The 18,267-nt window shown below is 62.4% G+C and carries 15 protein-coding genes and 1 pseudogene; 11 read left to right on the forward strand and 5 right to left on the reverse strand.

Annotation, left to right across the window (positions count from 1 at the left end):
* Positions 1–9 precede the first annotated feature (9 nt).
* Positions 10–2,868 (reverse strand): class I adenylate cyclase, encoded by a 2,859-nt coding sequence (locus D886_RS0101520; protein ID WP_027592213.1) that lies wholly within the window; start codon positions 2,866–2,868, stop codon positions 10–12.
* A gap of 199 nt (positions 2,869–3,067) precedes the next feature.
* On the opposite strand from D886_RS0101520, the gene D886_RS0101525 reads away from it, so the two are divergent.
* On the forward strand, positions 3,068–3,523 hold the full coding sequence (locus D886_RS0101525; RefSeq protein WP_027592214.1) for a YaiI/YqxD family protein: 456 nt from the start codon (positions 3,068–3,070) through the stop codon (positions 3,521–3,523).
* Positions 3,524–3,650: 127 nt separating this feature from the next.
* Here the strand turns inward: D886_RS0101525 and elbB are convergent, their stop codons facing one another.
* On the reverse strand, positions 3,651–4,319 hold the full coding sequence (elbB, locus tag D886_RS0101530; protein ID WP_027592215.1) for an isoprenoid biosynthesis glyoxalase ElbB: 669 nt from the start codon (positions 4,317–4,319) through the stop codon (positions 3,651–3,653).
* A gap of 112 nt (positions 4,320–4,431) precedes the next feature.
* Here elbB and D886_RS28515 point away from each other — a divergent pair.
* A pseudogene (locus D886_RS28515) lies at positions 4,432–5,058 on the forward strand (sterol desaturase family protein); the annotation flags it as partial.
* A 501-nt stretch (positions 5,059–5,559) separates the two neighbouring features.
* Here D886_RS28515 and D886_RS27545 read toward each other — a convergent pair.
* On the reverse strand, positions 5,560–6,204 hold the full coding sequence (locus tag D886_RS27545; protein WP_177323866.1) for a DedA family protein: 645 nt from the start codon (positions 6,202–6,204) through the stop codon (positions 5,560–5,562).
* 216 nt (positions 6,205–6,420) lie between these two features.
* Here D886_RS27545 and ppk1 point away from each other — a divergent pair, with 216 nt between their 5' ends.
* Entirely contained in the window at positions 6,421–8,658 is a 2,238-nt protein-coding gene (gene ppk1 / locus D886_RS0101545; RefSeq protein WP_027592218.1) for a polyphosphate kinase 1, read from the forward strand.
* Here ppk1 and ppx read toward each other — a convergent pair.
* Positions 8,645–10,147, reverse strand: coding sequence for an exopolyphosphatase (ppx, locus tag D886_RS0101550; RefSeq protein WP_027592219.1), 1,503 nt, complete (start codon positions 10,145–10,147; stop codon positions 8,645–8,647). The genes ppk1 and ppx overlap by 14 nt on opposite strands.
* 244 nt (positions 10,148–10,391) lie before the next feature.
* On the opposite strand from ppx, the gene trxA reads away from it, so the two are divergent.
* From trxA to D886_RS0101585, 7 genes are all read left to right on the forward strand, one after another.
* Positions 10,392–10,721, forward strand: a complete 330-nt coding sequence (gene trxA / locus D886_RS0101555) for a thioredoxin TrxA (RefSeq protein ID WP_009684153.1) — start codon at positions 10,392–10,394, stop codon at positions 10,719–10,721.
* Between the two features lie 228 nt (positions 10,722–10,949).
* Positions 10,950–12,209 (forward strand): transcription termination factor Rho, encoded by a 1,260-nt coding sequence (gene rho / locus D886_RS0101560; protein WP_003253661.1) that lies wholly within the window; start codon positions 10,950–10,952, stop codon positions 12,207–12,209.
* A gap of 213 nt (positions 12,210–12,422) precedes the next feature.
* A complete protein-coding gene (locus D886_RS0101565) occupies positions 12,423–12,743 on the forward strand; it encodes a type II toxin-antitoxin system RelE/ParE family toxin (RefSeq protein WP_027592220.1) in 321 nt (106 codons plus the stop codon).
* Complete coding sequence (locus D886_RS0101570) at positions 12,740–13,072, forward strand: addiction module antidote protein (protein WP_027592221.1); 333 nt, start codon at positions 12,740–12,742, stop codon at positions 13,070–13,072. Before D886_RS0101565 ends, D886_RS0101570 begins: the two co-directional genes overlap by 4 nt.
* An 81-nt stretch (positions 13,073–13,153) precedes the next feature.
* On the forward strand, positions 13,154–14,620 hold the full coding sequence (gene ubiD / locus D886_RS0101575; protein ID WP_027592222.1) for a 4-hydroxy-3-polyprenylbenzoate decarboxylase: 1,467 nt from the start codon (positions 13,154–13,156) through the stop codon (positions 14,618–14,620).
* Entirely contained in the window at positions 14,620–15,588 is a 969-nt protein-coding gene (locus D886_RS0101580; protein ID WP_027592223.1) for a CDP-6-deoxy-delta-3,4-glucoseen reductase, read from the forward strand. Before ubiD ends, D886_RS0101580 begins: the two co-directional genes overlap by 1 nt.
* Before the next feature lie 245 nt (positions 15,589–15,833).
* The gene (locus D886_RS0101585; protein ID WP_027592224.1) at positions 15,834–16,484 is read left to right on the forward strand and encodes a gamma-glutamylcyclotransferase; all 651 of its coding nucleotides are present in this window, start codon (positions 15,834–15,836) and stop codon (positions 16,482–16,484) included.
* Positions 16,485–16,625: 141 nt separating this feature from the next.
* Here the strand turns inward: D886_RS0101585 and D886_RS0101590 are convergent, their stop codons facing one another.
* Positions 16,626–17,603: an NADPH:quinone oxidoreductase family protein gene (locus D886_RS0101590; protein ID WP_027592225.1), complete on the reverse strand. Its 978-nt coding sequence runs from the start codon at positions 17,601–17,603 to the stop codon at positions 16,626–16,628.
* 157 nt (positions 17,604–17,760) lie between these two features.
* On the opposite strand from D886_RS0101590, the gene D886_RS0101595 reads away from it, so the two are divergent.
* Positions 17,761–18,165, forward strand: coding sequence for a flagellar basal body-associated protein FliL (locus D886_RS0101595; protein ID WP_027592226.1), 405 nt, complete (start codon positions 17,761–17,763; stop codon positions 18,163–18,165).
* Positions 18,166–18,267: the final 102 nt, after the last annotated feature.

Here is an 18,267-nt window from a genome sequence, read left to right on the forward strand (position 1 = left end):
CCCGCTGGTTCACCCCCCGACCGCTGCTTGCAGCTGCTCTAGCCCCTCATTCAGCGCCTGTTCCAGCTCCCGCTTGTAACGCAGGTACAAAACGGTTGCGCCCAGCTCATCACCCAGCAGCTCGGACAAATCCAGGTCGGTAATGTAGCAGCGGTAATGACCGGCGCTACGGCGTTGCCCGATGATCTGCCGGGCGACCACGGCGTACAGCTGGTCGCCATGGTCCAGCTCGGAGAACTCCTGCTGGTCACAGTACAACGTCACCGTCACGGCGCCCGCAGCACCGCCCTGGATAATCGCCTGAACCTCATAGTACGGCTGGCCGCTGCCCTCGACAGGCACCAGCCGTGGCTCGATGCTGCGCGCCTTGCCAGGGCCTGACGGCAGTAACTGCCCATATTGGATATCCAGCGAAGCGGGGCGCAGGGCGTCCAGCGGCAGTTGGGTATCGCGGCGCATCAGCACCGAACGCAGGAAGCGTTGCAGCGGCAGCAGCAGATGGGCTTCATCCTGCAATGGCAGGCGCTGTTGCCACAGCGCGTTGTACTCATCCAGCACATACAGATCGGCCCAGGCGCCTTGCAGGCGATAGAACACTTGGATGCACGCGGGCCGCCCCTGCTCCAGCACCAGTGCCAGGTCGTGGTCCTGCAGGGCATTGGCGTCCAGGTGCAGCGGGCTGTAGCGGCTGCGTTCTTCGCTCAGGTAGTCCAGCAGCGCCTGGTGGTCAGCCAGGGTCGCCAGGCTTACCTGGCCGGGCAGCAGCTCCAGCACATGGGTGTGCTGGGCTACCTGCAGCAGGTAGCGGTAGTTTGCCCCCTGGTCGAGCAACTGTTGCACCGTGGCGAACACCTCCTCGACCCGCTGCTCGATGGCCTGGGCGCGGTTGTGGCAGAAGCAGCGTACCCGTAGCCGGGGGCGGTGGCCGCGCTGGCCGAGGCTGTTGAGGTAATCGCGCAGGCAGCGCAGCAACGCGTGCTCGCCGTCGTAGCGCTGTACCAGCACTTCGTTCCAGCTGTTGAGGGTGACCTGGTCCAGCGTCAGCACCAGGTTTTCGCGCACGCCGGCGTAGCTCAGCGAGTCGGTGCGCTCGGTGGTCATCAGGATGTTCAGGTCGCGGTGCTGGCGCAGCGGGTCGATGCCGACGTTGATCAGCAACAGGATCTCGTCGGCCACACTGGGCTGCAGCAGGCGGACTTCGCTGACGGTCGGCAGCGGCAGGTCGAGGGTCTGCTGCAAGCTGCCCAGCAGGTTGAACAGCTCGAGCTCGCGCAGGTCACTGGCGCCAGGATGCACGGCGAAGCGTGTACTGCTGTCGATGACGCCATTGCGATGGGCCCAGGTCAGCAGTTCGAGCAGCTCGCGGCAACGTTTGATCGGGCTGAAATGCGTCACCTCGTGCGTGCTCAGGTTGCCGGTGTAAAGCTCCCAGTGGTGGCTGCCCGGCTCTTTGCGGTTGGGGGCCTGGACCAGGGTGAGGGTGCCCTCTGCCAGGTCCGGGGCGATCCCAGGGTTGATCACCTCGGTCTTGCCGGCACGGCGCTCGAAGGCGGCGTACAGGCGCCGGCCCAGCACATTGAGGTCACGCTGGTCGGCGCGGCTGCTGGCGTTGCGGGTCTGGGCGAACTGGCTGAGGAAGCGGTAGCTGTGGTTCAGCTCAGCCACCAGCTCGCGGCGTTCGACCGCGACCTGGCCAACCTTCCATTGGCTGCGGCTGTCGAGCAGGGCCAGCTGGCGCTCGTCCCAACCCCATTCGTCCGTCAGGCGCTGCAGCAATTGGCGCTGCCAACCGTTGGCGCGCACCTGGCCGCTGAGTTTCTTGTTGACCTTCAGGTACAGGCTGCGCCTGACCAGCTCAAGGCGCGCCGTTTCGCCGCGTTGCCGCAGATAGTGCTCGATGCGCCGATAGACCATCACGTAAGGGTCCAGCTCGTCGAGGTCGAGCTGGTTGGCGAACACCGCATGCTTGTAGTCCAGGCTCAGGCAGCGAACGGCAGGGTGCTCGCTGGCGTAGGCTTCGGTCAGCAGCAGTTTGAGCAGCGATTTGTAGGGCGAGTCGATGCCTTTGAACAGTTGCCACAGCCCTGCACCCACGAACTCGCCGGGGGGGATATGCGCCAGGTTGCCGAGGTCGAGCACGTCCTGGCTGCGGATGAAGCGCTTGCTGAGCAAGGTCTGGGTATAGGCACTGTAGTTGTGCTCTTCGTAGACCGGCACCAGCCACCACAGCGGCGTACGCCCAGCCAGCCAGATGGCGGTGCGGTAGAACTCGTCGAGCAGCAGGTAATGCTGGGTGGTGCCGCAGTCGTCGGAGCCAAGCTGGCCGTCCCGCTCGCCTTGCGCAAAGCCTTGCGGGTCGATGAGGAAGAAGTGTGCCTCGGCGCCCAGGCTGGCGGCCCAGGTTTCCAGCAGTTGGCATTTGCGGCGCAGCTCGTTCAGCAGGTCATCACCCAGGCCTGGCGCATGGCAGACCCACAAGTCCATGTCGCTTTGTTCGGCCTGGGCCAGCGAGCCCAGGCTGCCCATCAGGAACACGCCATGGATTGGGCGCGCTGCCTGCCCCTGGCGGGCCTTGTAGGCGAACGAGCGTGCCAGCCGTTGCGCTTCGGCGACCAGGTCGTCGGCAGGCTCGAAACCGGCCACCCCGGCGGGCGTGCTGCTCGAGACATAGCCGGGCAGCAGTGGGTGGTTGACGTGGAACAGCAGCGGCAACAGCGTCAGTACCTGTTGCTGGCGGGTCGACAGCCCCTCCATCGCACGTTGCAGGCGACCTTGGTTGAGCGTCAGAAAGCGCGCACGCAAGGTCGCCAGAACTTTGCGGTCGATGCCTTCGTCCAGGTCTGGGCGGATTTCTTGGGGGTGGTTCATTGCGCGCTCGTGGCAGGCCAGTAGGGCTGCCGCGAGTTTAGCCTGAGTGAACCAGTCGGATAAGCGCTAAATCGATTTGTTGGCGTCATTTTTCCAGCGTCCTTGCGTGTGGGTGAAGCCCGCCGACTCCAGCTTTCAGCCCGCTTCGGGCATGATGGGCTGCATGAGCGTAGTCTCGCTGATTTAGAGGTGTTTACGGATGCGTGTATGGATCGATGCCGACGCTTGCCCCAAGGCGGCAAAGGATTTGATCGTCAAGTTCGCCCTCAAGCGCAAACTCGAGGTGGTGATGGTGGCAGGCCAGGCGCAAAGCAAGCCGGCCTTTGCCTGTGTGCGGCTGATCGTGGTACCCAGCGGTATGGATGCGGCCGACGACTATTTGGTCGACAACGCCGAGCCTGGTGAACTGGTGATCTGCAGCGACGTGCCGTTGGCCGATCGGCTGGTCAAGAAAGGCGTGGCGGCGCTGGACCCGCGCGGGCGCGAGTTTGACGAGCGCAACATGGGCGACCGGCTGGCGACGCGCAACCTGTTCACCGATTTGCGCGAGCAAGGGCAGGTTGGGGGAGGGCAGGCGCCGTATGGCGAGCGCGAGAAACAGGCATTCGCCAATGCGCTGGACCGGATTATCGCGCGCTTGTCCAAGCCCACCTGACGTCCACGGCTTTTGTAGGAGCAGCCTTGTGCTGCGAAAGGGCCGGCATGGCCACTGAATGCCTTGAGGCTTCAACGGCCTCTTCGCAGCGCAAGGCTGCTCCTACCAAGGCAGCGCAGGCTGGGGGTTATTGGTCGCCCTCGTGGGTCAGCTCCAGCACCCGGTCTACCAGCTTGTAGATCCCACCGGCTGCTTCGCTGATCGACTTCGCAACCATGTAGGCCGGGGTCGTCACCAGCTTGCGCTGGGTGTCTTCAACGATGTCGTGCACATCGCACTCTTCATGCTTGCCACCCATCTTCTCTACCGCAGCAGCCGTGCCGGCATCGTTGCCGATGGTGCAGACCACGCCTGGGCCGTAAATCTTCGCCGCCAGTGCTGGCGAGATGCAGATCAGCCCAACCGGCTTGCAGGCATCGGCAAAGGCTTCGGCCAGGGCCAGCACGTCTGGGTTGACGCTGCAGTTGGTGCCTTCGACGGCAAAGTTGGAGAGGTTTTTCGCCGCCCCGAAACCACCGGGCACAATCAGTGCATCGAAGTCTTCGGCATTGGCTTCGCGGATGTCCTTGACCTCGCCACGGGCAATACGCGCCGACTCCACCAGCACGTTGCGCGACTCGGGCATTTCTTCGCCGGTCAGGTGATTGATCACATGCATCTGCGCGATGTTCGGCGCAAAGCACTGCACCTGCGCCCCGCGCTGGTCGAGGCGCAGCAGGGTGATCACGCTTTCGTGGATTTCGGCGCCGTCATAGACGCCACAGCCGGAAAGTATCACCGCTACTTTTTTCGTCATGCTCATTACTCCAGTGTCGAGGCGCTAAATGTCCTCTAGTTTGGCAGATGTAGCCATAGGGATTCCCGCGGTCGCGGCCTAATCTTTGTGGATAACGCCTGAGGTCGTCACCATGGACCTGATACTGCTGGCCGTGCCGTTCTTCTTCGTATTGATCGCCGTCGAGCTGGTGGCTGACCGCGTGCGTGGCCAGCGTAATTACACCCTGGCCGACGCGATCAACAGCCTGAGTACAGGCGCCTTGTCGACCAGCACTGGCCTGTTGACCAAAGGTGTCGGGCTGCTGACCTATGCCTTGGCCTGGGAGCATCTGGCGCTGCTGCGCTTGCCCCAGCAAGCGTGGTGGGTGTGGGTGCTGGCGTTCGTCCTGTACGACCTCTGCTACTACTGGCTGCACCGCCTGGGGCACGAACGCAACGTGCTGTGGGCGGCCCATTCGGTGCACCACCAGAGCGAGGAGTACAACCTCACCACGGCGCTGCGCCAGACCAGCAGCGGCTTCATTTTTTCGTGGATCTTCTACCTGCCATTGGCGCTGATCGGCGTGCCGCCCCTGGTGTTCATCACCGTGGCGTCGCTGAACCTGCTGTACCAGTTCTGGGTGCATACCCGGCACATTGCCAAACTCTGTTGGCTTGAGTGGATATTCATCACGCCATCCAACCATCGCGTCCACCATGCGCAAAATCCTGTTTACTTGGATCGCAATTACGGCGGCGTGTTCATTCTCTGGGACCGCCTGTTCGGAACGTTCAAGGAAGAGGACCCGGCCGAGCCCGTGGTGTTCGGCGTGACCACGCCACTGGCCAGCTGGAACCCGCTGTGGGCCAACCTGCAGTTCTACGCCCAGCTGTGGCGTGATGCCCGGCGCACGCGCAGCGTGTGGGACAAGTGGCGGATCTGGTTCATGCCCACGGGCTGGCGCCCGGCCGATGTCGCGGCGCGTTACCCGCAGGCCAAGCCGGACCTGGCGTTGTTTTGCAAGTTCGAGGTTGCCCTGGGGCGGGCGCAGCAGGCCTATGTAGCGGCGCAGTTCGTCGTCTATGTGGCCTTGGGCAGCTATTTGATGGAGGCCGCGGAGCGCGTGCCTGCCGCCGCCCTGATACTGGGCTGGTCGGTGATGGCCTTGGGCCTGTTCGTGCTCGGCGCGCTGCTGGAGAACCGGCCCTGGGCCGTGCGCCTGGAGCGGGCGCGGTTGCTGTCGAATGCGCCAGCGCTGTACCTGGCTGGCGCTCTGGGCTTAGCGGTGATCACGCCGCTTGGGTGGGTCTTGCTCCTGGCTTACAGCCTGCTCAGCGTCTGGGGCCTGAGCCAGTGCCGCCGCCTTGCGCTCCGCGCGCAGGGTGCGGAAGCGCCGGCGCAGCCAGAGCAGGACACCGAGCAACAACAGGCCGCCGAGCACCCATAGCTCGTACTTCTTCACATTGCCCAGCAAGCCTTCGAGGATGGCGCCGAAGTGGTAGGCCGCTGCGCCCAGGGCCAGCGCCCAGATGGCGGCACCGAGGCCGTTGAGCAGCAGGTAGCGGCGCGGCGGATAGCCCGACAGGCCAATGGCCACCGGCATGACCGTGCGCAGCCCATAGACGAAGCGGAAGCTCAGCACCCAGATGTCGGGGTGGCGGCGGATGTGGTCCAGCGCCCGATCACCCATGGCCTGCCAGCGCGGTTTGCGTGCCAGGATCTTACGCCCATGGCGACGGCCCATGAAGTACCACAGCTGATCGCCGGCATAGCTGCCGAAGAAGGCCACCAAGCACACCAGCTTGATGTCCATGTAACCGCGGAACGCGAGGAAACCCGCAAGCACCAGGATGGTCTCGCCTTCAAAGAAGGTGCCTAGAAAAAGGGCGAAGTAGCCGAAATCCTGCAGGAATTGTTGAAGCATTTTCTGAGGTGCTGGCGAAATGAACGCGCAGCCTACCCCTTCGCGCGCGTGGATGAAAGTGTCCAAATGTGTCTCGACGTGAACAATTCCTACAAGGACAATGCCTTCGGCCACAAGTCGCAGGCTTGCCAGTGGGTGTAACACAGGCGTCATAATGGCCGCTTATCGTCCCGCTCAATTGATGATAGGGCGTTAACGTCCTCCAGGAACGTCCAGATGAATAATGAAGTGCTCACCCCTGTCGCGATCAAGGACGCCCAGGCAGTCCCCGAAGAGATGGTGCAAACCCCGCCAGACCTGCCGCCGGCGCCAGAGCCCGAGCCTGTGGTCGAGGCCGCGGCACCGGCCCCCGCGCCGGCACCGGCGATCACCGTCCCGGGCCTCGACGACAGCAGCCTGTACATTCATCGCGAGCTGTCGCAGTTGCAGTTCAACATTCGGGTGCTGGAGCAGGCACTGGACGAGAGCTACCCGCTGCTCGAGCGTCTGAAATTCCTGCTGATCTTCTCCAGCAACCTCGACGAATTCTTCGAGATCCGCGTCGCCGGCCTGAAGAAGCAGATCAATTTCGCCCGCGAACAGGCCGGGGCCGACGGCTTGCAGCCGCACCAGGCGCTGGCGCGCATCAGCGAGCTGGTGCACACCGAGGTGGATCGCCAGTACGCGATCCTCAACGACGTGCTGCTGCCAGAGCTTGAAAAACACCACATCCGCTTCATCCGTCGCCGTCACTGGACGCCCAAGCTCAAGACCTGGGTGCGGCGCTTCTTCCGTGACGAGATCGCGCCGATCATCACCCCGATCGGCCTCGACCCGACGCACCCGTTCCCCTTGCTGGTGAACAAGAGCCTCAACTTCATCGTCGAGCTCGAAGGCGTCGATGCTTTCGGCCGCGACTCGGGCCTGGCGATCATCCCGGCGCCGCGCCTGTTGCCGCGGGTCATCCGCGTGCCTGAAGAAGTCGGTGGCCCGGGCGCTAACTATGTATTCCTGTCGTCGATGATCCACGCGCACGCCGACGACCTGTTCCAGGGCATGAAGGTCAAGGGCTGCTACCAGTTCCGCCTGACCCGAAACGCCGACCTGGCGCTGGACTCCGAAGAAGTCGACGACTTGGCCCGCGCCCTGCGCGGCGAGCTGTTCTCGCGCCGTTACGGTGATGCCGTGCGGCTTGAGGTGGCTGATACCTGCCCGAAACACCTGTCGGACTACCTGCTCAAGCAGTTCAGCCTGAGTGAGAGCGAGCTGTACCAGGTCAATGGCCCGGTCAACTTGACCCGCCTGTTCAGCATCACCGGCCTCGACAGCCACCCGCAGCTGCAATACATGCCGTTCACCCCGGCGATCCCCAAGCTGCTGCAGAACGCTGACAACATCTTCAGCGTGATCAGTAAGCAGGACGTGCTGCTGATGCACCCGTTCGAGTCGTTCACGCCGGTGGTCGACCTGCTGCGCCAGGCCGCCAAGGACCCGCATGTGCTGGCCGTGCGCCAGACCCTGTATCGCTCCGGTGCCAACTCGGAGATCGTCGACGCGTTGGTGGACGCTGCCCGTAACGGCAAGGAAGTCACTGCGGTGATCGAATTGCGCGCGCGTTTCGACGAAGAGTCCAACCTGCAGATGGCCAGCCGCCTGCAAGCGGCGGGTGCGGTGGTGATTTACGGGGTGGTCGGGTTCAAGACCCACGCCAAGATGATGCTGATCCTACGGCGTGAGCAGGGCGAAATCGTCCGCTATGCGCACCTGGGTACCGGCAACTACCACGCCGGCAACGCCCGCCTGTACACCGACTACAGCCTGCTGACTTCTGACGACGCCCTCACCGAAGACGTCGGCAAGCTGTTCAGCCAGCTGATCGGCATGGGTAAGACCCTGCGCATGAAAAAGCTGCTGCACGCACCCTTCACGCTGAAGAAGGGCATGCTCGACATGATTGCCCGCGAGACCCAGTTCGCACTGGACGGCAAGCCTGCGCACATCATCGCCAAGTTCAACTCGCTGACCGATGCCAAGGTCATCAAGGCGCTGTACAAGGCTAGCCAGTCCGGGGTGCGCATCGACCTGGTGGTGCGCGGTATGTGCTGCCTGCGGCCAGGTATTCCGGGGGTTTCGCACAACATTCACGTGCGCTCGATCATCGGCCGCTTCCTGGAGCACACCCGGGTGTTCTACTTCCTCAATGGCGGCGAGGAGCAGATCTACCTGTCCAGTGCCGACTGGATGGAGCGCAACCTCGACAAGCGCGTCGAGACCTGCTTCCCGGTCGAAGGCAAGAAGCTGTTGCTGCGGGTGAAGAAAGAGCTGGAAAGCTACCTGACCGACAACACCCATGCCTGGACGCTGCAGTCGGATGGGCGCTACGTGCGCAGCACCCCGACCGGCAACCAGAACCCGCGCAGTGCCCAGGCGACCCTGCTGGAGCGCCTGAGCAACCCGGTCCTCAACGTACGCTGAGGACGAAGCCGACCCGGGCCAGCCACTCCGCCTCGTTGGCGAAGTCGGCCTGGGTCAGCTGGTTCTGCTCCAGCCAGCCTTCAGGGAAGACCACATCGAGGCTGTTGTCGCCTGCTTGCAGCTGTACCTTCGGCATTTGCTGCGTGCCACGAATGTGGTGGAACAGGATGGCGAAGCGCAGCAGTACGCACAGGCGAATCAGCTGCACGCCTTCATCGCCGAACTCGGCGAACTTGTCCTTGGGGATGTTGCGGCGATGGCCGCGTACCAGCAGGGCCATCATCTGCTGATCCTCACGGGAGAAGCCCGACAGGTCGGAGTGCTCGATCAGGTAGGCGCCGTGCTTGTGGTAGTGATAGTGGGCGATGTCCAGCCCAACTTCGTGCACTTTCGCGGCCCATCCCAGAAGATCGCGCCAATTGCCCTCTTCCAGATTCCAAGCTTTTGCTACCTGGTCGAACGCGTGCAGTGCCTTGCGCTCGACGCGCGCGGCCTGGCCTTGGTCGACGTGGTAACGCTCCATCAAGGAGTTGAGGGTGCGCTCGCGCACGTCTTCGTGGTGATGGCGGCCGAGCAGGTCGAACAGCACGCCTTCGCGCAGGGCGCCGTCGCAGTGGTCCATGCGTTGCAGTTCGAGGGCGTCGAAGATGGCCTCGAGAATCGCAAGGCCTGCCGGGAAGATAGTGCGGCGGTCTGGCTTGACCCCTTCGAAGTCGATCTTGTCGACCTCGCCCAGCTTGAACAGTTTGCGTTTGACCCACGCCAGCCCTTCGGCGTTGACCTCGCCATTGCCCAGGCCGCTGGCCTTGATGGCTGCGCCGATGGCGCGGATGGTGCCGGACGACCCGATGGCTTCGTCCCAGGTCAGGCGGTGCAGGGCGTTTTCGATGCTCATCAGCTCCAGGCGCGCGGCGGTGTAGGCCTGGGCATAACGCGCCGGGGTGATCTTGCCGTCGCGGAAGTAGCGCTGGGTGAAGCTGACGCAGCCCATTTGCAGGCTCTCGCGCAGCAGTGGCTCGAACCGCTGGCCGATGATGAACTCGGTACTGCCGCCGCCGATGTCGGCGACCAGGCGCTTACCTGGGTTGTCGGCCAGGGTGTGGGAGACGCCGAGGTAGATCAGGCGGGCTTCCTCACGGCCGGAAATCACTTCCACCGGGTGCCCGAGAATGGCCTCGGCGCGCTGGATGAATTCGTTGCGGTTGCGCGCCTCGCGCAGGGCGTTGGTGCCAACGATGCGCACCGCACCCGCGGGCAGCCCGTTGATCAGTTGGGCGAAGCGCTTGAGGCATTCGAGGCCCCGTTCCATGGCTTCTTCGCTGAGCTTGCGCTCTTCGTCGATGCCGGCGGCCAGCTGAACCTTTTCCCCCAGCCGTTCGAGAATGCGGATCTCGGTGTGGTGGGCCTTGGCCACGACCATGTGAAAACTGTTGGAGCCAAGGTCGATGGCGGCGATCAGAGACAGGTTCTTCGCGTTGGTATGCGGCATGATCTGGATGTTCTCGGTCGTTAACCTGGCAATCGTGACACGATACGGGGCTGTCGCCAACGCGTGGCACGCCAAGGCTTGATGCAGGGCAATGTGCCATTCGATGTTATGACACGCATATGACAGTTTCGATTCGCGGCGTCTTGCACAACTATAGTTACACTCAATCGTCTGTGACTTCCTGTAGTCAGCCTCTGCGGCTATGATGGGCCACGTTTTTATGCTTACGACCCCGGAGATATCCATGAGCAGCGATCTGATCAAACACGTCACCGACGCCACCTTCGAGGCCGAAGTCCTGCAAGCCCAAGGCCCGGTGCTGGTCGACTACTGGGCTGAATGGTGCGGTCCATGCAAGATGATCGCTCCGGTTCTGGACGACATCGCTTCCACCTACGAAGGCAAACTGACTGTCGCCAAGCTGAACATCGACGACAACCAGGAAACCCCGGCCAAGCATGGCGTGCGTGGCATCCCAACGCTGATGCTGTTCAAGAACGGCAACGTCGAGGCTACCAAGGTCGGCGCACTGTCCAAATCGCAGCTGGCCGCGTTCCTCGACGCCCACCTGTGATGTGAAAAAGCCCCGGAAATACCGGGGCTTTTCTTTTCCAACCCACTAGACGTCGAAAAAAGCAAGTGTTACATTCGGCCTCGCACTGCTTCTCCAGTGCCCCCTGCACGCCGTCGCCGACGCACTCCTAATTAGAATCTGTGCGCGATCCTATCGCCTTCTAGCGGCGCGGCTTCATTAAGCCAGAAGCTTAATCCTCCCTTCATACATGATTACGTCACTCCCCTTATGAACCTGACTGAACTCAAGCAAAAGCCGATTACCGATCTGCTGGAAATGGCCGAACAGATGGGCATCGAAAACATGGCCCGTTCGCGCAAACAGGACGTGATTTTCGCCCTGCTGAAGAAGCACGCGAAAAGCGGCGAAGAGATCTCGGGTGACGGCGTGCTGGAGATTCTCCAGGATGGTTTCGGTTTCCTGCGTTCGGCTGATGCGTCCTACCTGGCCGGCCCCGACGACATCTACGTCTCGCCTAGCCAGATCCGCCGTTTCAACCTGCGTACCGGCGATACCATAGTCGGCAAGATCCGCCCGCCGAAGGAAGGGGAGCGTTACTTCGCCCTGCTGAAGGTCGACACGATCAACTTCGATCGCCCTGAAAACGCGAAGAACAAGATCCTGTTCGAAAACCTGACGCCGCTGTTCCCCAACAAGCGCCTGAAGATGGAAGCCGGTAACGGTTCCACCGAAGACTTGACCGGCCGCGTCATCGACCTGTGCGCCCCGATCGGCAAAGGCCAGCGTGGCCTGATCGTCGCCCCGCCGAAAGCGGGTAAAACGATCATGCTGCAGAACATCGCGGCGAACATCACCCGTAACAACCCCGAGTGCCACCTGATCGTCCTGCTGATCGACGAGCGCCCGGAAGAAGTGACCGAAATGCAGCGCACCGTGCGCGGCGAAGTGGTCGCTTCGACCTTCGACGAGCCGCCAACCCGCCACGTGCAGGTTGCCGAGATGGTCATCGAGAAGGCCAAGCGCCTGGTCGAGCACAAGAAAGACGTGGTCATCCTGCTCGACTCCATCACCCGTCTGGCACGTGCCTACAACACCGTGATCCCGAGCTCCGGCAAGGTCCTCACCGGTGGTGTCGACGCCCACGCCCTGGAGAAGCCGAAGCGTTTCTTCGGTGCCGCGCGTAACATCGAAGAAGGCGGTTCGCTGACCATCATCGCCACCGCGCTGGTCGAAACCGGCTCGAAGATGGACGAAGTGATCTACGAAGAGTTCAAGGGTACCGGCAACATGGAGCTGCCCCTGGACCGTCGTATCGCCGAGAAGCGTGTGTTCCCGGCCATCAACATCAACCGCTCCGGCACCCGCCGCGAAGAGCTGCTGACCGCCGACGACGAACTGCAGCGCATGTGGATCCTGCGCAAGCTGCTGCACCCGATGGACGAAATCGCCGCCATCGAGTTCCTGGTCGACAAGCTCAAGCAGACCAAGACCAACGACGAGTTCTTCTTGTCGATGAAGCGTAAGTAAGCTTCGCTGCATCACGCAAAAAGCCGGGGAAACCCGGCTTTTTGCTGTTTGTCACAAAAGATCGTTCGCCAGCCCCCAGAACGCAGGCCACCATGCTGCCTGCGGTTTTCGGTCATGCCCCTGCAGGCATCAACCTCACGCCGTCATCGAGCCTAGCCCCAGGGTCGGTGAATAAGTCGACACATGGATTGTCTCTTATAAGGTACAATATGGATGTACACAGTTCATCACGTTCTATCCGTCAACGGTGTGGATCTCTACCAAGCCTGGTTGGATACCATTCGCGACACCCGGTTGAAAGCAAGAATTACCACACGCATCGACCGAGCAGAACAGGGCCATTTCGGTGTGACCGAGCCAGTGGGTGATGGCGTGTTCGAGATGAAACTGGATTTTGGGCCAGGCTACCGCATCTATTACGCCACCCGTGGGCGGAGCATTATTTTCCTGCTCGGAGGCGGCTCGAAAGACCGGCAGCAGGCTGATATCGACCAAGCCAAGTTGCTTTGGCACAGGCACAAGGTAACGCTATGACCGGCACACGTTCGCATGAAGAAAGTGTTCTTGAGATGCTTCGCAATGACGAAGCCTTCGCCATCGACTATCTCGCCGTGGCACTCGAGGAAATCGATGAGCCTGGTGGTGCTGCGGGCTTTCTGACGGCGGTCCGCCGCGTGGCTGAAGCGCGCGGCGGCTTGGGCAATCTTGCGCAGGCCACGGGGCTTGCCCGTCCCAATCTCTATCGCGCGCTGGCAGCGGACGGTGATCCTCGGCTATCGACCGTGCTTAAGGTGCTGCAAGCACTGGGAATCGGGCTGTCAAAAGTGGTAACGCATAATAGCGAACAGCACCACAGCGGCTGATCCCAGACTCCTTTGGCCAATTTGCCCCCTTAGGCGCTACACTCTGCACCCCGACCGATACGGCCAACACGAGGCTCCTGCATGCAGTATCGCGACTTGCGCGACTTCATCCGTGGCCTGGAACAGCGCGGTGAACTCAAGCGCATCCAGGTTCCGATCTCTCCCGTCCTGGAAATGACCGAGGTCTGCGACCGCACCCTGCGTGCCAAAGGCCCGGCGTTGCTGTTCGAGAAGCCTACCGGGTACGACATCCCGGTACTGGGCAACCTGTTCGGCACGCCCGAGCGGGTGGCCATGGGCATGGGCGCTGAGTCGGTCGAAGAACTGCGCGAAATCGGCAAGCTGCTGGCCTTCCTCAAAGAACCAGAGCCGCCGAAAGGCCTGAAGGATGCCTGGTCGAAGCTGCCGATCTTCAAGAAGGTCGTGTCGATGGCGCCGAAGGTGGTCAAGGACGCGGTGTGCCAGGAAGTCGTGGTCGAAGGTGACGATGTCGACCTTGGCCAGTTGCCGATCCAGCACTGCTGGCCAGGCGATGTGGCCCCGCTGATCACCTGGGGCCTGACCGTTACCCGCGGCCCGAACAAGGACCGCCAGAACCTGGGCATCTACCGCCAGCAGGTCATCGGCCGCAACAAGGTCATCATGCGCTGGCTGAGCCACCGTGGCGGCGCGCTGGATTACCGCGAGTGGTGCGAGAAGCACCCCGGCCAGCCGTTCCCAGTGGCCGTGGCGCTGGGCGCAGACCCTGCAACCATCCTGGGCGCCGTGACGCCGGTGCCGGATACCCTGTCCGAATACGCCTTCGCGGGCCTGCTGCGTGGCAACCGCACCGAGCTGGTCAAGTGCCGTGGCAGCAACCTGCAGGTGCCGGCCACCGCCGAGATCATTCTCGAAGGCGTGATTCACCCGGGCGAAATGGCGCCGGAAGGCCCCTACGGTGACCACACCGGCTATTACAACGAAGTGGACAGCTTCCCGGTGTTCACGGTCGAGCGCATCACTCACCGGCTAAAACCGATCTACCACAGCACCTACACGGGCCGTCCGCCGGATGAGCCGGCGATTCTCGGCGTGGCGCTGAACGAAGTGTTCGTGCCGATCCTGCAAAAGCAGTTCCCGGAGATCGTCGACTTCTACCTGCCACCGGAAGGTTGCTCGTACCGCATGGCGGTGGTGACCATGAAAAAACAATACCCAGGCCACGCCAAGCGCGTGATGCTGGGTGTGTGGTCGTTCCTGCGACAGTTCATGTACACCAAGTTTGTTATCGTCACCGACGATGACATCAACGCCCGCGACTGGAACGATGTGATCTGGGCCATCACCACGCGCATGGACCCCAAGCGTGATACGGTGATGATCGACAACACCCCGATCGACTACCTGGACTTCGCGTCGCCGGTGTCCGGGTTGGGGTCGAAGATGGGCCTGGACGCCACCCACAAGTGGCCGGGCGAGACTACACGCGAATGGGGACGGGTCATCGTCAAGGACGAGGCCGTCACCCGCCGTATCGATGAGCTGTGGGATCAGTTGGGAATAGATTGATGCAGGTAACGTTGCAGCCGTCCGGGGCAGTGCTGGCGCTTGAACCCGGGGAACGGATCCTGGATGGAGCGCGGCGGCTCGGCTATGACTGCCCGAACAGCTGCCGCAATGGCAATTGCCATGTTTGCGCCGCCTTGCTGGTGGAAGGGAGCGTCCGCCAGAACGGCGAAGTACGCGACCATGGCGAGCTGTTCACCTGTATTGCCGAACCGCTGGAGGATTGCGTGTTGCTCTGGGACGGTGTGCTCGCCCTGGGCGAGCTGCCAGTGCGCAAGCTGGCGTGTAGCGTGAGCGAATGCGTCGAGGTCGGTGGCGACGTTTGGCGCGTGCGCCTGCGTGCGCCTGCCGGCAAGCCGCCGCGTTATCACGCCGGTCAGTACCTGATGATCGAGCGCGAGGGCGGCAAGCAGGCGGCGTTCTCCCTGGCCTCTGCGCCCCATGGTGGGCGTGAGCTGGAACTGCACGTGCTGGCGCGTGAGCCCAGCGCGCTGCAGCTGATCGAGCAACTGCAGCGTGATCGCCTGGCGCGCATCGAAATGCCTTTCGGTGATGCGCACCTGGCCGAGTTGCCAGACGGGCCGCTGGTGCTGATCGCCGCCGGTACGGGAATGGGCCAGATGCACAGCCTGGTCGAGCATTGCCGCGCCCAGGGCTTCAAGCATCCGGTACACCTTTACTGGGGTGTGCGTCGGCCTGAGGACTTTTACCAGATCGAGCATTGGGACGAATGGTTGCGCCTGCCCAACCTGTTCCTGCACAAGGTCGTCAGTGACCTGTGTGGGTGGGAAGGCCGTTGCGGCATGCTGCACGAGGCCGTTTGCGAAGACATCCACGACCTCAACGGCGTGCACGTCTACGCCAGCGGCTCGCCAAACATGGTCTATGCCACCCTCGATGCCCTGGTCGAGGCCGGTATGGATGCACACCGCATGCGCGCCGATGTATTTGCCTACGCGCCGCGCGGCTAATAACTCAAGTTCAACCGAGTGGGTATAAGGCGGTAATTGTTACCGCCTTGGCTAATAACTTCCCTGCGCTCGAAACAATGCTCTCCAATCGTCGGAAGTTCGCGTGAAACTTTAGCTTTCAGGCTTGAGTGTTGGCGCGTTTCTATCCTAAGGTTAATGCAGACACCTTAGGTGCGGGGCGCAAACCCCGGCACACAGCGATTCTCGCTTCATCTGTAGTTCACAGGGAATAATGGCGGCAGCGTATGTCGGCAATTGAAAGTTTGTCCTGGACAAGTGCTTACCCTCCGGCGCTCGACTTCGGCCAGCAACTGACCCACGAGCAATTGATCAACTCCATGCAACTGACCATGTCACGCCATGAAGGCGGGCCTGTGTGGTTGTTCGCCTATGGTTCATTGATCTGGCGACCGGAGTGCAGTTCGGTAGAGCGGCAGCGCGCACGGGTGCACGGTTATCACCGTGGGCTGTACCTGTGGTCGCACGAGCACCGTGGCACACCGGAAACGCCCGGCCTGGTGTTCGGCCTGGACCGTGGTGGGTCATGCAGTGGTTTTGCCTATCGGCTGGATGAAAGCAACCTGGATGATTCGCTGATGGCCCTGTGGCAACGCGAGATGCCGTACCCGGCCTACCGCCCGCATTGGCTCAGCTGCCGGTTGGGTGATGGCAGCAAGGTGCAGGCCTTGGGTTTTGTGCTGGAGCGCCATTTGCCGTGCTATGCGGGGAATTTGCCCGACACACTGCTCAGCCAGATCCTTGCCAGTGCCAAGGGGCGATATGGCACCACGCGCGAGTATGTGGAGCAGACGTTGAATGCGTTGCGCAGCCACCAAATGCCGGATCGCAACCTGGAGGCGCGGTTCAGGCGCTGCCATAACCTGCGGGAAGTCTGATTTATTGACTGGCAGTACCGGCCTCTTCGCGGGGCAAGCCCGCTCCCACAGGCACCCGAGCCGACTTAAGGGCAGTGGATAATCTGTGGGAGCGGGCTTGCCCCGCGAAGAGGCCCGAGCAGGCAACCAAGCAGCCAGACGCTAGCTAGTCAGCACCACCAACTTACCCACAGCCTGCCGCTGCCCCAGCTTCTCAATGGCAGCCCCAGCCTCAGCCAGTGGATAAGTCTCCGACACCAGCGGCTTCAGCTTGCCTTCACCCTGCCAGGCAAACAGCTGACGGAAGTTAGCTGCATTCTGCTCCGGCTGACGCTGGGCAAACGCCCCCCAAAACACCCCCACGACCGCTGCGCCCTTGAGCAGCACCAGGTTCGCCGCCAGCTGTGGGATCGCCCCGCTGGCAAACCCCACCACAAGCAGCCGGCCATTCCAGGCCAGGCCCCTTACCGCCTGGTCGAACAGCTCGCCACCCACCGGGTCGTAGATCACGTCCACGCCCTGGCCGCCGGTCAGGCGCTTGATCTCGTCCTTGAGGCTGGCCTGGCTGTAGTCGATCAGCTCATCGGCGCCGGCAGCCTTGGCCACGGCCAGTTTTTCGGCGCTGCTGGCTGCAGCGATCACCCGGGCGCCCATGGCCTTGCCTATTTCCACGGCCGCCAGGCCCACACCCCCTGAGGCCCCCAGCACCAGCAGGGTTTCACCCGGCTGCAGGTGGCCGCGCTGCTTGAGTGCATGCATCGAGGTGCCATAGGTCATGCCGAAGGCGGCGGCGGTGGTGAAGTCCATGTGCTCGGGGATCGGCATCACGTTGTAGAAGGGCACCGCCACCTGTTCGGCGAACGCACCCCACCCCGTGAGGGCCATGACCCGATCGCCCACCTTGAACGCACCGGCCTTTTCGCCGACCGCAGCCACCACACCGGCCGCCTCGCCACCTGGGGAAAACGGCAGCGGTGGCTGGAACTGGTATTTACCTTCGATGATCAAGGTGTCGGGGAAGTTGACGCCCGCAGCCTGCACATCCAGCAGGATCTCGTTCTTTTTCGGCACGGGGCTGGCGACGTCTTCCAGTACCAGGTCGCGCGCCGGGCCCAAGGTTTTGCACAACACAGCTTTCATCGGGGCTATTCCTTTGCGGGTAGTGGCCGATAAGTGTAGGAGGGCCACCTGCCGGGTCAACGAGCATGGCCTACCCTGATGAGCCGGCATAAGCCAGGGCTTGGGTTTGAGCGGTGTGCTGGGTAAGCTGGCGCCAATTGTATTGAGGAGCGAATTCGTGAAAGCGTGGATCTTGATGGTGCTGGCCCTGATGCTGCCAGTTGCGGCCGTGGCCGAAGAAGCCAAGGAAGGGGCGCCCAAGGTCGCCTACATCACCCTGAGCCCACCCTTTGTCGGTAACTATGCCCTCGACGGCAGCCCCAAGCTGCGTGTCTACAAGGCCGACGTAGCCCTGCGCGTGACCGGTGATGAAGCCGCCAAGGCCGTGAAACACCACGAGCCGCTGATCCGTAACCAGCTGGTGGCGCTGTTCACCCAGCAGACCGTGGACAAGATGAGCAACGTCGACGCCAAGGAGCAACTGCGCCAGGAAGCCTTGAAGCAGGTGCAGCAGGTGATGGAAGCGGAAGAGGGCAAGCCAATTGTCGAAGACCTGCTGTTCAACAACCTGATTGTGCAGTGACCTGAAACCCTTGGGGCCCATCGCCGGCAAGCCGGCGACAGCGGCTTCTAGTAGGGCGCAGGTCTCCAGCAGGGCCTTGTCATTTGTGTCTGAAACGAGCTC

This window comes from Pseudomonas sp. LAIL14HWK12:I7 (assembly GCF_000483465.1).
Classification (GTDB): domain Bacteria; phylum Pseudomonadota; class Gammaproteobacteria; order Pseudomonadales; family Pseudomonadaceae; genus Aquipseudomonas; species Aquipseudomonas kermanshahensis.

Bases quoted from the DNA above. Each gene is read 5' to 3' on its own strand.
- D886_RS0101520 (WP_027592213.1), bottom strand. From the start codon at position 2,868: ATGAACCACCCCCAAGAAATCCGCCCAGACCTGGACGAAGGCATCGAC.
- D886_RS0101525 (WP_027592214.1), top strand. From the start codon at position 3,068: ATGCGTGTATGGATCGATGCCGACGCTTGCCCCAAGGCGGCAAAGGAT.
- elbB (WP_027592215.1), bottom strand. From the start codon at position 4,319: ATGACGAAAAAAGTAGCGGTGATACTTTCCGGCTGTGGCGTCTATGAC.
- D886_RS27545 (WP_177323866.1), bottom strand. From the start codon at position 6,204: ATGCTTCAACAATTCCTGCAGGATTTCGGCTACTTCGCCCTTTTTCTA.
- ppk1 (WP_027592218.1), top strand. From the start codon at position 6,421: ATGAATAATGAAGTGCTCACCCCTGTCGCGATCAAGGACGCCCAGGCA.
- ppx (WP_027592219.1), bottom strand. From the start codon at position 10,147: ATGCCGCATACCAACGCGAAGAACCTGTCTCTGATCGCCGCCATCGAC.
- trxA (WP_009684153.1), top strand. From the start codon at position 10,392: ATGAGCAGCGATCTGATCAAACACGTCACCGACGCCACCTTCGAGGCC.
- rho (WP_003253661.1), top strand. From the start codon at position 10,950: ATGAACCTGACTGAACTCAAGCAAAAGCCGATTACCGATCTGCTGGAA.
- D886_RS0101565 (WP_027592220.1), top strand. From the start codon at position 12,423: ATGTACACAGTTCATCACGTTCTATCCGTCAACGGTGTGGATCTCTAC.
- D886_RS0101570 (WP_027592221.1), top strand. From the start codon at position 12,740: ATGACCGGCACACGTTCGCATGAAGAAAGTGTTCTTGAGATGCTTCGC.
- ubiD (WP_027592222.1), top strand. From the start codon at position 13,154: ATGCAGTATCGCGACTTGCGCGACTTCATCCGTGGCCTGGAACAGCGC.
- D886_RS0101580 (WP_027592223.1), top strand. From the start codon at position 14,620: ATGCAGGTAACGTTGCAGCCGTCCGGGGCAGTGCTGGCGCTTGAACCC.
- D886_RS0101585 (WP_027592224.1), top strand. From the start codon at position 15,834: ATGTCGGCAATTGAAAGTTTGTCCTGGACAAGTGCTTACCCTCCGGCG.
- D886_RS0101590 (WP_027592225.1), bottom strand. From the start codon at position 17,603: ATGAAAGCTGTGTTGTGCAAAACCTTGGGCCCGGCGCGCGACCTGGTA.